Here is a 13,463-nt window from a genome sequence, read left to right as displayed (position 1 = left end):
GACCGCCGCTATCACCTCCTCCAACCAAATTCAGAGAACACCCAGCTCCCGCGCCCTTACGATGGCTTGGGTGCGGGAACGTACGCCCAGTTTGGCGTTAATGCGCCGGGCGTGGGTTTTTACAGTATGCAGGGAAATATGCAGACGGTCGGCAATATCCTGGTTTGAGAGTCCGATCGCGATCAATTCCAGCACACCCCGCTCCCGGTCACTGATCGGCTCCGCCAAAGCTTCGCCACCGGCCGGCCTGTCGCTCTTCTCTACCCGGAAATAAGCCCGCAGCTTGTCGTAGAAGTCGGAGTCGCCCGCGCTAGCCAGCACTTTCGGCAACAGGGCACGCAACGAGCGCTCCATTTCAACGAAGGGACTGATGTACTCCTCCCGGGCAGCCTCCTGGACCGCTTCGCGTAGCACGACTAACGCCCGGTCCGGCTTACCTGCTTTGTCGTGGATCAGCGACTGCAGGATTTTCGAGTAGATCAGGTGCCCCAGAGGGACCAGGCCACTGTCCCCGCCAGGTTCCAGATAAGCATCCAGCTTGTCCTGCGCCGCCTCCTGGTCGCCATTGGCAATATGCAGGCGAATGCGCATGGCCTCGAGCAATCCGGGTAACATCGGAAACAGTTCAGGGACTCGATCGTCCTGATCGTCCATGGGCAGCTTCTGCAGGGCATCGCTCACGTGATCGAGCTGATCGCCGTGCAGCCAGCATGACACTTTCAGCGCCTCGAGAATCGGACGATATACGACGTCGTCGACCTGCCACAACTGCATGGTCCGCTCCGCCTGCCCGATCCAGCTGAATGCCTGCTCCAGCTCGCCCCGGGACTTGGCAATCAGTACGCGCAACGCCATGTTCAGCAACAGGCCGAGATCCCGACATTGCTCCGCCTGACGAGCCGAGCGCACCAGGCAGGTCTCCGCCTCATCGAACCGACCCTGATGCCAGAGCACCAAGGCCAGGCTCAACTGGAGGCGGCTCTCCCCTACCCGCGGCGGCTGGTACGGCACGTTCAGAGCCACGTCCAGCCCTCGGCGAATCAGCGTCTCTGCGCGCTTGAGGTAGCCTTTACCCAGTTCGATTCGCGCGTGATCGTAAACCGCCAGTATTTCGCAGCCGGCATCGCCGGATTCCCGCGCTAGCCTGGCTGCATTCCGGTTAGCACTGCGTGCCTCGGCGTAGCACTGGGTCGCGCAGAGCGCACTGGAACGCACAAGCAGGGCCATCAACCTCGCGTGATCGGATAACTCCGCATCCTTCAATGCCCAGTCGGCCTCATCGAGCGCCGGCGTAATCGCGCCCCGCCCACGCAGGATGAATGCCTTAAGTGCCGACAGGCGGCCACCGAGGGATTCGACTTCGTCCTCCGGGAGGCCCGATATCAATTTTTCCGCTTGAGCGAACTGACCACCAATCGCATGCACCCAGCCATAAACCAGTCGCAAACGTGGACTTTTCTCAACCAGATGACCAGGGAGGTGCTGACGCCAGCTTAGGAGTGCGCCGGTATCCTGGCCGGCTAACAGCGCTTCGGAGCCCGATGCTGCGATTTCAAGCGCCCGATCGGCATCCTGTGCCCGTAGGGCATAGGTAAGCGCCTCGGACCGGTCCCCACGGGACTCGAACCAGTGGCTAGCCCGCACAGCTCGCTCGAATCGGCCGTTAAGCCCCTTCGCCAACAACCAATCGCGGAACAAGGGATTGAAGCGGTACCAACGGCCCTTGCCGGCAACCGGCCACAAAGGCAAACCTTTCTGGTAGGCGCTGGACGGCGAAAAATCCCCATTATCCCTGGTCTCGTGGATGGCATGAAACAGCGCGTCACTGATGAGGTCCGGTTCAGCCATCTGGAACAGGGTAGCCTGGGCTTCAGCGGTGAACCGGGCCAACAGGCCGTCGCGGAAGAAGCGAGCCACGCCGGGGCTTTCCGAGATCGAGCGGGCCATTGCATCGACCGTATTCAGCTCCAAGCGATAGAGCTGTAATGGCGTCAACCAACCTTCCGAAAGATGGTGTAAATGTTCGATCGACGTTGTGGAGATTCGCCCCCGGGCCATTTCGTCGGCGAACAACGTGGACGTCTCCGCCAGGGTCAGGGTGAGTTCATCGACCCCGAGGCGTTGGAGGCGGCCGTTGAGTGCCGGAGCGTGCGTAGAAAAGCTCACCTGCTCACTGGCTATGATAACCAGTGCAAGCGAGTCGGGTAATTCGGTAATGAGCTGGGCCACCATCTCCCGTGTGACGGACTGGGACAGCCAATGTACGTTGTCCAGTATGAGGCATCCAGGCAGTCCATCCGCGCCGGCTGCCCGTTCATTCTCGTAGCCCTGGAGCATGAGAGAGATCAGATCAGGGTAGACGTCCCGCTGGATCGGCGAGCGTCCCATTTGCTGGTCCTGTTTGAGAGCAATCGCCAGCAGGGTTAGTAGCCGTGAAGGCTCGTTGTCGCGGGGCTCAAGGCTCAGCCACGCAACACCCTGTCTCTCGCTGGCAACTGTCCGGACCGCCTGGGTTTTGCCGTATCCGACGGGGGCCTCCAGCAACAGCACGTGACCTGGCCTGATCGCGGAATCGATATGGTGGAGAAGCGCCGGCCGTTCAAGCATATCGCCGGCGGCAGGTGGAATTCGGATTCGATGGGTTAACAGATCCCAAACAAGATCACCCGGTTGTGCACCCCGGGCCTGACCGGCATAGTCGTCGTTCGCCGCATGTACGTCGTGGATACTTTTCAAGATTTGCCCCAATCAAAGCGGTGCGCTGCAGGCCAATCGCACCTGTGTGATGTCTCATTCTTATTCTCCTTGTTCTTATTCGTTCTTCCGTCCGGTTGCTTGGAGCTTCATTGGCGGATTTACCCAAAAGCCCTTATAGCCGACGTCTTGTGCGCCTTGGTTTCCGGCTCTTCTAATAACCTCAGCGCCTAGAGTAATACAAAGCTCTCAACAATCGCAAAATAACGTAAGGGGCTCAACTTCCTGAATTCACAGGATTTCACACTTTACTAAAGGTAAGGAAACCATAGCAATGAGGCAAAAAAGGTTCATCGCACCTTAGCGGGAATCCGCATAACGGAAAGCATTCCAAGGATGGGCAGCCCGACGGTCTGATCCGAAGCCGAAGCGTCGGGCAAATTTGCCAAATAACTCGAGCATGTAGCAGATGCTTCAGCTTCTGAGGCGCTGAAGGCGCCCATGGTCTTACGGCTCGTGCGGAAGGCTCCGAGTTCCCCGTCACGCTGATCAGCGATGAACCAAAAAAAAGCCCCGGCCATTGCCGGGGCTCATGAACGTCAGACGTTCCTGCGATTAACGGGTGCCCGCGCGGCGCAGGGCTGCCGGCGTGTACTCGCGGGAGTGGCGCTCGACACCAAACTCGTACGGGTTCGTCTCCTCGTTGGTCAGACCCAGCGCGAGGTAGCGGCCGGACAGCGTGTCATACAGGGTCTCAATGGCGTACCAGGGGACCTTCTGATCGTAGAAGTACATGCTATGGGCCTCGGCCACACGCCAGAGCTCGCCGCGTCCGTCGTAGTGATCGATGACCGTCGCCTGCCAGGTATCCTCGTCGATATAGAAGTCACGACGGGCGTAGATATGACGTTCACCGTCCTTCAACGTTGCACGCACGTGCCATACGCGGTGCAGCTCGTAGCGCGTCAGCTCCTGGTTGATATGGCCCGGCTTGATGATCTGGTCGTAGTTCAGACCACGGTCGACCAACTGGTAGGAGTTGTACGGGATGTACATTTCCTTCTTGCCGAGCAATTCCCAGTTGTAGCGGTCAGGAGCGCCGTTGAACATGTCGAAGTTGTCGGAGGTACGCATGCCGTCAGCAGCGGTACCCGGACCGTCATAGGCGACCTGCGGCGCACGACGGACACGACGCTGACCGGCATTGTAGACCCACGCACGCCGAGGCTCCTGGACCTGGTTGATAGTCTCGTGGACCAACAGCACATTACCCGCCAGACGAGCCGGACCGGTAATCGCCTGCTTGAAGTAGAACAGCACGTTCTCGTCTTCGTTCGGATCGAAGTCTGCCAGGGCCGTACGCCAGGTCAGCTCATCCTGAAACTTGACCACGCTATAGGCGCCGTCGGCAGTCGGAGTAACCTGCCCCACGTTACGGGAAACAGAGCCACCGCGATAACGCGTGATATGGTTCCAGATCGCTTCCAGACCGTTCTGTGGAATCGGGAACGGGAAACCTTTGGTGTAGTTTTCCATCCCGTTGCCGCTAGGGATCAGGCTCGTCTGAGTCGCATTGTTTTCGGTCGCCTCGTAAATGTCCTGAGGATAGGCCGCAGTCCGGTGGGTCGGGTAGACCGGGATGAAGTAACTGTCGTACTTCTTGATCATCTTCACCTGGCCCGGCGAAAGCTTGTCCGCGTACTCGTCGACGTTGCTCTGATCGATGCGGAATTCTTCTTTCTCGTCAGGGAACGGGTTCACGTAGATCCCATCACCCTTGTAGCCAGCCGGAATATCCTGCAAGCCCCCGTCCCAGGCCGGGACGGCGCCGCCATTGCCCGATTTTTCGGCGCCGACCGGTGTCAGCGAGTTGCCCAGTTGCTCGGCCTTATCCGCCGATACTTCAGCGAGAGCACTGCCGCTCAATACGGACGCGGCGAAGATACCGGACACAATCAGTTTCTTGTTTAATTTCATTGAATCTATACCTCGTTATACGAATTCAGGCCCGATCAGAAGGAAACCGATACACTGGCGCTGACATTATCCCGGTCTGCAAGTTCGTTATAGTCGCCGCCGAAATAGTTCGTATAGCCAACCGATGCACTGTAGCGGTTCTGGTAAACCCCCGTCAGGGAGACGCCCACCGCCTTGCTGCCCTCATTGAAGTTACCGCCAGGAGACGGCGCGTAACCCAGGACATCATGAGAGAACGCCAACTGCGGGCTCAGGTTCACGCCGGCAAAAACGTTCGGGTAATCCCATACGAAACGGGCACGGTAGCCCCACGAGAAATCGGTGGTGAAACCTTCGTTGTTACAGTAGTTATCGTTGATGTTCAGCGCGATGCAGCCACCACCGTCGAGCTCGCCGATGCCGTAGGTACCAGAGCGGCCGTAACGGGCTTCGTCAGTGTCCGGCAGATCGTGGACATACGTCGCACCTACTTCACCCACGAATGTAAGACGACTCGCACCCATGATCTGATCGAAGAATTTGATCAGTGTAAGCTGCGCCTGCGAGACCTTGAACCGGTCATACCCGCTGCTCTCCTGGCCGGAAAGATCAGCGCCGTTGGCTTCTTCGGTACGCTGGATCTCCAACAGGCTCGCGGGTTGCCCCGTAGCCGGGTTTTCCAGCTGCAAACCGCCGTAGATCAGTTCAAACGCGTTCCACTGGATCGGCATGTTGTCGCGGAAGCTGTATTCCGCACCCAGCGACCAGCCACCCGGGATGGTGGTGTTGATACTGATGCCGTATAGATTGATGGCTTCCGGATACTCAATAAAGTAATCAGGGAAACGCTTGCCTGCGGAGGGATCGTTAACCACACCGCTCACATAGGGCAGACGGCTATGGTAGCGAATGTAGTAGAAGCCGAGTTCAGAGTCATTCAGCTCAGGTACGTACCAGCGGATTGCCGCACCAAACTGGTCGCGATCATCCGGCTCCTCGTCCCCCAGGCGAGGGGAAACAAATCCCTGGGCATAGGCCTGGGAGTCCGGGAGCTGACCGGCCAGCAATACCGGGCCGCAACCGTCTGCTGCAAAGTCGTTCGTGGAAAAGAAGGTGCCACAGTCGTCCGGACGGACCTTTTCCCACTCGGTCTGTACGAAGCCTTCGAAGGTAATGTTCTCCGTCAGACCGATAGACGTATAAAGCATCTCGACCGGCAGCAGCGCGTCCTTGAGCTCCGCACCAGGCGCGCGAATGGCGTTGACGTCTACCGGATTGATCACGTTGATACCGCCCTGGATGAACGTGCTCTCGCCCCAGCTCAGAACCTGCTTACCGTAGCGGACACTGACCGGTGTCTCACCGAAATACCAGTCGGTAAATACATAAGCATCGAGGAATTCGCCGCCGGAGGCGTTGTCTTTGGCATCTGAGTTGAGTTCACGCTGCTGGCCTACCGGATCAATCGCACGGGATTCGTCCTTCAGCTCGAAATCGTACCAGTACCGGCCACGAACGAAGCCGCCGACGCGGGTCAGGTACTGACTGTCGACGTAGTAGTTCAGGTAGAGTTCACTGGTGCCCTTGACGATCTTGCTGTAGGTGTCGCCTTTCTCGAAATTGAGGTTACCGTCATCAAAGTTATTCGAGGAAGCACCGATGTTCTCGTTCACGCCACCCGGCGCATAGGACGGCCCGAGGTTACCCTGGGCGATCAGTTCCTTATCCTGCTCCTCAACGCGCCAGCCAACGCCGGCAGTCAGTGTGGTGTCGAAAGACGCTTCCACGTCCCCCAGATAGAACTGGAAAGCTGCAGCCGGAGTGGAAATGCTCGCTGCAATGGCTGCCGCCAGTGGCAACTTCGCCCACTGCTGCCGCTGCTGAATTTTTCTTGTCATTGGAAGGCTACTCCATTGTTGTTCTGAGTCGCTGCTCTAGTTATTGGTCTTCACGATATCGGAGGTCCACGCACAGTGCTCGTGATGCTGGCACTATAGCTAAGCGCGTGGGACGCTTTGATCAGTCAAAAGTATGATTTTGTGGACTCGCAGGTCGACGGCGCATCCGAAATGTCCAAACTGGCACCTCCCCCTGGGACATGCGCCGGCCTGGCGGTCAGAATCAATATAGACGCTATTCCAGCATGCAACCAGTTGGACATGCAGCGGGAACAAAGGGGAGCGGCAAGGTTGGGAGAGAGAGTCGGAGGACGGCGGACGAACACGTTCGCCCGCCAGGAAAAGACACGCCTTAGGGGATTTAGAGCATTTCGATCGCCATGGCCGTGGCTTCACCACCACCGATACAGAGTGCAGCAATACCCCGCTTCTTGCCCTGTCGCTTGAGCGCATGCATCAAGGTCACCACGAGCCGGGAGCCGGTGGAGCCCACAGGATGACCCTGGGCACAGGCGCCACCATAGATGTTCACCTTTTCAGGACCCAGAGCCAGTTCGCGGATGGGCATCATTGCGACCATGGCAAAGGCTTCGTTGATCTCGAAAAGGTCTACATCATCCTTCGACCAGTTCGCCTTCTCGAACAGCGTCCTGATTGCGCCTACCGGTGCGCAGGTGAACTCGGACGGGTGCTGGGAATGGGTCGCATGGGCAACGATCCGGGCCATTGGCTTCAGGCCGCGGCGTTCAGCTTCACTCTCGCGCATGAGCACCAGCGCTGATGCACCATCGGAGATCGACGAGGCATTCGCTGCGGTGACCGTGCCATCCTTCTTGAACGCAGGACGCAGGGTCGGGATCTTTTCGAGGTTCGCGGTCAGCGGCTGCTCGTCATCCTCGACAAGGGTCTCTCCCTTGCGGGTCTTGACGGTGACTGGCACGATTTCCTCTTTAAGCACGCCATCCTTGATGGCCTGCTGTGCCCGCTTGAGGGAGTTGATGGCGTAGTCGTCCATCTCCTCTCGGGTATAACCTTTCTTGTCTGCCATATCCTGTGCAAATGCCCCCATCAGGCGGCCGGTCTCTGCGTCTTCGAGCCCGTCCAGGAACATATGGTCCTGCGGCGCGGGGCCCGGGCCCATACGATAGCCCTGGCGCGCGCCTGTCAGGACGTAGGGGGCGTTGGACATGCTTTCCATGCCGCCAGCGACCATGATGTCGTTGGACCCCGCCTTGATCAGGTCGTGAGCCAGCATCGCAGCCTTCATACCCGAACCACACAATTTGTTGATGGTGGTTGCGCCCGTGCTATCCGGCAGACCCGCCTGGCGCGAGGCCTGACGAGCCGGTCCCTGTTTGAGCCCTGCGGGGAGCACGTTCCCCATAATCACTTCCTGCACGTCTTCCGGCTGCAGGGATGCCCTGCGAACAGCCTCGGCGATACTGACCGCCCCTAACTCAACGGCACTGACACTCCCAAGACTGCCCTGGAAACCGCCCATCGGCGTGCGTGCGCCGCTCACAATCACAACGTTGTCGTGGCTCATTCTGATTCCTCATCGGTTGAGTCAAGCTTGAAGCCCATCTTTATGGGCCGAGCCGCCGGTTAGGCGGTTCTTGTTATGGTCTTCTTTGGTTTCAGTTGATGATGGTCAAGGCTTATGCGGTGCTTCCAGATACTCCTGGGATTGCATCTCCAACAGCCGGGATTCCGTGCGCTCGAATTCGAAACCCAACCGTCCGCCCGCGTATAGCTCATGGATAGGAGCAGCAGCGGACATGATGACCTTCACGTTGCGGTCGTAGAATTCGTCCACCATATTGATAAAACGTCGCGCCTGATCGTCCTTGTCGTTACCCAGCACCGGCACGTTGCTGATGATGATGGCGTGGAACTCCCGCGCCAACTCGATGTAATCGTTCTGGCTGCGCGGCCCATCGCATAGGGCAGTAAAATCGAACCAGACGACATCCTCACAATGAGCCAACGCGCGGATCTTGCGGCCGTTGACCTCGAGATCCAGCTCATCGCGATCACATTCCACGGCGAGGCTGTCGAAACTGCGTTTCAGGCTTGCATCGGCGGATGAGTCCAGTGGCGTATGGAAGAGTTCGGCCTGCTCAAGCGTGCGCAACCGGTAATCCACACCGCCGTCGACGTTAACCACATCGGTGTACTTCTTCACAAGATCGATCGCCGGCAGGAAACGTGCGCGCTGTAAGCCGTCCTTGTAGAGCCCATCAGGCACGATGTTGGAGGTGCAAACCAACGTCACGCCACGACTGAAAAGCGTATCGAGCAGGGTGGCCAGGATCATCGCATCCCCGATATCCGACACGAAGAACTCATCAAAGCAGATAACGGCCGTTTCGTCCGCGAATCGCTGGCCCACGGTTTCCAAAGGATTCTTGGTGCCTTTCAGGGACTTCAGCTCGTTATGGACTCGTTGCATAAAGCGGTGAAAGTGAACCCGCATCTTGCGATCGAACGGCAGGGTTTCGTAAAAGGTATCCATCAGGTAGGTCTTTCCACGACCGACACCGCCCCAGAAATACAGACCCTTGACCGGTTCCTCACGACCACTGCTCAGCTTGCGACGTAAGCGGTTTAAGGGCTTATCCCGTTGCCTTTCCGCTTCAACAAGTTTGTCGTAAAGCGCCTGGAGACGCTTGACTGCATCTTCCTGTGCGGCATCCTTCTCAAAGCCGTCTTTCTGGAGATCTTGCTGATATCGTTTCCAGGGGGTCATGCGGTACTCTTGTCTCGCTCGGTAATCTTGGAGTTTGAGGATCGTCACGCTGAATGGCTGTCAGACCAAATAACGTACTTTGTCGACGGACAGCGCGCATCGACGCCTGCTCTAGCGCTCGGTTCAACAAAGCGCCGTATTGTCGCTGATTTCGTTCCTTTTCTCCATTATGTGAGTAGACTCACAGCAAGTACCCAAAGCACCGTCCCGACCTATTCGACGATTGGAGCAAGGTTCAGGCATGGGCGATCCGCGGGTCAGACGGTATACTCGGGCAACCACACCATTTTGAATTCAGGGCCAGGGACAGTATGACGAAACTCATTCTCATTGCTTTAGCGACACTCGTTATCGGGCTCATCGCCGGCGTTCTCATCGGACGCTCGGGGCAGAGCACCAGCCTGCGCCAACGTCGGCTGGAGCAGCAGATCGACGAGCTGCGCAGCGAGTACACCCGCTATCAGGCCCAGGTGAACGAGCATTTCATGGAATCCGCTCACATGATGCGCCGGCTCAACGATGTCTACCGTGATGTCAGCCAGCATATGGCGCGTGGCGCCAATCGGCTTTGCCACGATGAAGATTGGCTGGGTGAGCTGGATGAAAAAGACGACACCGCCCGCCTGGATAGCCAGAAGGACAGCGGCTTCGAACCGCCCAGAGACTACGCGCCCAAGAGCGATCCGAAAGAGAAAGGGACATTGGCCGAGGATTATGGCCTGAAAGAGAAGAACAAGGCCTAAACCGGTTCAACCTCAACTGCAGTAGACGTCTTCATAGCATAGGGCAGCCCGCCGGGCTGCTCCGAAGCTGAAGCGTCGGCTACATTTTACGGACAACTCGAGCATGTAGCAGAAGCTTCGGCTTCTGAGGCACCGCAGGTGCCCCAGTCTGGCATCTATACCGGGTTATCAATATCGATAAATTGGTGCTCTATATCCAACTCCCGCGCCAAACGCTCCCCCACTGCCTGAACACCATACCGCTCCGTTGCATGATGCCCCGCCGAGAAATAGTGGATGCCGCATTCGCGAGCGGTATGGACCGTCGGCTCGGAAATCTCCCCACTAACATACGCATCAGCCCCCGCCTCCAGAGCGTGGGTTATAAACCCTTGGGCTGCGCCCGTGCACCAGGCGACCTTGCGAATTCCCGCGCGCCCTTCCCCAACGTGTAGCGGACGGCGTGCGAGGCGGTCCTCAAGCAGACCGGCAAAGTCTTCGGCCGACATCGCGGCCTCCAGATCACCCATCCATACCAACCCACCTTCGGGATCAAGCGGCTTGGCATGTTTGATACCGAGCCTATTCGCCAACTGCCGGTTATTGCCCAATTCGGCATGAGCATCCAACGGCAGGTGGTAGGCCAGCAGACTGACGTCCCGAGCCAGCAGCGATTGCAAGCGCTGCTTCTTCATACCCTGGATGCGTTGATCCTCGCCCTTCCAGAAATAGCCATGGTGGACCAGGATCATATCGGCGTCAGCCGCCAACGCAGCATCGATAAAGGCCTGGGAGGCGGTGACGCCGCTGACGATGCGACGCACTCGGGATTTGCCCTCAACCTGGAGGCCATTTGGACAATAATCCTGGAAGCGGCCCGGCTGCAGCCATTCGTCGACGCGTCGCACGATATCGTCGCGTGCTACCTGAGCTGTCATGGTCTCCTCCGAGTCAATTACCCGACATCACCAATACCCCACAATCTCCGGCAACGCGCCCAGCAGGGCATCGTTCTGCTCGGTGGAGCCGATGGTGATCCGAAGGTGGTTTTCGATACGTGGCTTGTTGAAGTGTCGCACGATGATGCTGCGTTCACGCAAGCCCGCGGCAATATCCGCTCCTGCGATGCCGGGGTGCCGAGCCAGTACGAAGTTGGCAACCGACGGCAGCACCTCAAAGCCCAGCGTCTGCAGCGCCGCAGTCACACGCTCGCGCTCGCGGATAACGTAATCGGTGGCTTCGCGGAAGTAGGTTTCGTCTTCATACGCTGCCACGGCTCCGACGATGGCCAGGCGATCCAGCGGATAGGAATTGAAGCTGTTCTTGACCCGCTCGAGTGCTTCGATCAGGTCGGCATGACCAATGGCGAAGCCGACCCGCAGCCCTGCAAGGGACCGGGATTTCGACAGCGTCTGGGTGACCAGCAGGTTGGGATACCGATCCACCAGCTGTATTGCTGATTCTCCGCCGAAGTCCACATAGGCTTCGTCGACGACCACCGGTACATCCGGATTGTTCGCCGCGATCGTCTCGATATCGGCAAGCGGCATTAGCCGCCCGGTAGGCGCGTTGGGGTTGGGAAAGATAATACCGCCGCAATCGCCGGAGTAGTCTTCAGGACGAACGGCGAACTGCTCATCCAGTGGAATCAGGCGCGCCTCGATGCCATAAAGACCGCTATACACCGGATAGAAGCTGTAGGTGATATCGGGGAATAGCACCGGTTTGCCATGCTGGAACAGGCCGTAGAAGATGTGCGCCAGCACTTCATCGGACCCATTGCCGACGAACACCTGTTCAGCTGTTACGCCATGGTAGTCCGCCAACTTGTTTTTCAGCGCGTCGGCATTGGGATCCGGATAGAGGCGCAGGTTGGCGGATACTTCCGCCTGGATAGCCTCGATCACCCTGGGCGATGGGCCCCATGGGTGCTCGTTGGTATTCAGCTTGACCAGGTTGACCAGTTTGGGTTGCTCACCCGGCACATAAGGCACCAGGTCGTGGACCAATGGACTCCAGAAACGACTCATATTCAATCCTTCAGCTGCAATCTCGAATCAGGACTTCACCCGGTATTCAGCTGAACGGGCATGAGCCGTCAGCCCTTCGCCGCGGGCCAGAACCGAGGCCACTCTACCCATTCGGTCGGCACCCTCGGCGGAGAAGCCGATGATTGAAGAGCGCTTCTGGAAATCGTAAACCCCGAGCGGCGACGAAAAACGTGCTGTTCCGGAGGTAGGGAGCACGTGGTTCGGGCCCGCGCAATAATCACCGAGAGCTTCCGCCGTATATCGGCCCATGAAGATCGCACCTGCATGACGGATCGACGGCAGCAGGGCTTCGGGATCGGCTACCGACAATTCCAGATGCTCTGGGGCAATGCGATTGCTGACCTTGGCGGCTTCAGCAAGATCCTCAACCTGGATGAGGGCCGCACGGTCAGAGACCGACTTGGCAATGATCTCCGCCCGCTCCAGTGTCGGCAGCAGTTTGCGAATACTGGTTTCAACCTTGTCGAGAAAGTCGCCATCTGGGCTGACGAGGATGGACTGGGCCTGCTCGTCATGCTCGGCTTGCGAGAAAAGATCCATCGCGATCCAGTCCGGGTCCGTCTGCCCATCGCAGATCACCAGGATCTCGGAGGGTCCGGCAATCATATCGATTCCAACGGTGCCAAAGACTTCCCGCTTAGCGGTCGCCACAAAGATATTGCCCGGCCCGACGATCTTGTCCACCGGCGGGACGGTTTCGGTGCCATAGGCCAGCGCGGCCACGGCCTGGGCCCCGCCGAGGGTAAACACCCGGTCGACGCCGGCGATACACGCAGCCGCCAGCACCAGCTCGTTAACTGTGCCCCCAGGCGTCGGCACGACCATCACCACTTCACCGACGCCGGCCACCTTGGCAGGGATGGCGTTCATCAGGACGGATGAGGGGTAAGCCGCCTTGCCCCCTGGTACGTAAAGACCGGCCCGATCCAGCGCAGTCACTTTCTGCCCCAGGACCGTTCCATCGTCTTCTTCATACTGCCAGGAGCCCGCATTCTGCCGCTCGTGGTAGCTACGGATACGCTCGGCGGCCTTTTCCAGCGCCTCGCGCTGGTCCGCTGGAATCTTGTCCAGTGCCTGCTGCAGCCGTTCGGCGGAAATTTCCAACTCTGCCACGCTTGCCGCGTCCACCTGATCGAATTTGGAGGTAAATTCCAGCAATGCCGCGTCGCCACGGGTTCTTACGGCTTGGAGGATATGACGGACCGACTCGTTCACCTGATGATCGACACTATCCTCCCAGGCCAGCAGGCGATCGAGGGTGGCATCAAAATCCGCATCGGCCGCGGACAGGCGTTTTACGGTGACCTCAGTCATAACACATCCTCTCGGGATACGAACAAAGCAGGAGTTCCAGGGCGGCACACGTAAGTACCGCCAAATACGGGGCGACTAA

General features: G+C 58.4%; 9 protein-coding genes. 1 reads left to right on the top strand and 8 read right to left on the bottom strand.

The window, feature by feature from the left end; all coding sequences use genetic code 11:
* Nucleotides 1-30: 30 nt before the first annotated feature.
* The 5 genes from RE428_RS08710 to zapE all read right to left on the bottom strand — a co-directional run bounded on the left by RE428_RS08710 (nt 31) and on the right by zapE (nt 9,297).
* Nucleotides 31-2,736: a LuxR C-terminal-related transcriptional regulator gene (locus RE428_RS08710; RefSeq protein WP_154660758.1), complete on the bottom strand. Its 2,706-nt coding sequence runs from the start codon at nt 2,734-2,736 to the stop codon at nt 31-33.
* 573 nt (nt 2,737-3,309) lie between these two features.
* Nucleotides 3,310-4,671: a DUF1329 domain-containing protein gene (locus tag RE428_RS08705; RefSeq protein ID WP_004581612.1), complete on the bottom strand. Its 1,362-nt coding sequence runs from the start codon at nt 4,669-4,671 to the stop codon at nt 3,310-3,312.
* A 35-nt stretch (nt 4,672-4,706) separates the two neighbouring features.
* The gene (locus tag RE428_RS08700; protein ID WP_004581611.1) at nt 4,707-6,548 is read right to left on the bottom strand and encodes a DUF1302 domain-containing protein; all 1,842 of its coding nucleotides are present in this window, start codon (nt 6,546-6,548) and stop codon (nt 4,707-4,709) included.
* A gap of 361 nt (nt 6,549-6,909) precedes the next feature.
* Nucleotides 6,910-8,094 (bottom strand): thiolase family protein, encoded by a 1,185-nt coding sequence (locus tag RE428_RS08695; RefSeq protein WP_004581610.1) that lies wholly within the window; start codon nt 8,092-8,094, stop codon nt 6,910-6,912.
* Between the two features lie 105 nt (nt 8,095-8,199).
* The gene (gene zapE / locus RE428_RS08690; RefSeq protein WP_004581609.1) at nt 8,200-9,297 is read right to left on the bottom strand and encodes a cell division protein ZapE; all 1,098 of its coding nucleotides are present in this window, start codon (nt 9,295-9,297) and stop codon (nt 8,200-8,202) included.
* A gap of 311 nt (nt 9,298-9,608) precedes the next feature.
* Here zapE and RE428_RS08685 point away from each other — a divergent pair, with 311 nt between their 5' ends.
* Complete coding sequence (locus tag RE428_RS08685; protein WP_004581608.1) at nt 9,609-10,040, top strand: Z-ring associated ZapG family protein; 432 nt, start codon at nt 9,609-9,611, stop codon at nt 10,038-10,040.
* Nucleotides 10,041-10,195: 155 nt separating this feature from the next.
* Here RE428_RS08685 and RE428_RS08680 read toward each other — a convergent pair whose 3' ends face one another.
* The 3 genes from RE428_RS08680 to hisD are packed head-to-tail and all read right to left on the bottom strand — an operon-like array spanning nt 10,196 to nt 13,384.
* Nucleotides 10,196-10,957 carry a Nif3-like dinuclear metal center hexameric protein gene (locus RE428_RS08680; RefSeq protein ID WP_004581607.1) on the bottom strand — a complete coding sequence of 254 codons (762 nt, stop codon included), beginning with the start codon at nt 10,955-10,957 and terminating at the stop codon, nt 10,196-10,198.
* Between the two features lie 27 nt (nt 10,958-10,984).
* Nucleotides 10,985-12,049, bottom strand: coding sequence for a histidinol-phosphate transaminase (gene hisC, locus RE428_RS08675; protein ID WP_004581606.1), 1,065 nt, complete (start codon nt 12,047-12,049; stop codon nt 10,985-10,987).
* Nucleotides 12,050-12,076: 27 nt separating this feature from the next.
* Nucleotides 12,077-13,384: a histidinol dehydrogenase gene (gene hisD / locus RE428_RS08670; protein ID WP_004581605.1), complete on the bottom strand. Its 1,308-nt coding sequence runs from the start codon at nt 13,382-13,384 to the stop codon at nt 12,077-12,079.
* Nucleotides 13,385-13,463 lie beyond the last annotated feature (79 nt).

Source organism: Marinobacter nanhaiticus D15-8W, from assembly GCF_036511935.1.
In the GTDB taxonomy this organism is placed as follows: Bacteria; Pseudomonadota; Gammaproteobacteria; order Pseudomonadales; family Oleiphilaceae; genus Marinobacter_A; species Marinobacter_A nanhaiticus.
The sequence above is the reverse complement of the archived record's forward strand: the minus strand, read 5'-3'. Positions and strand labels throughout refer to the sequence as shown.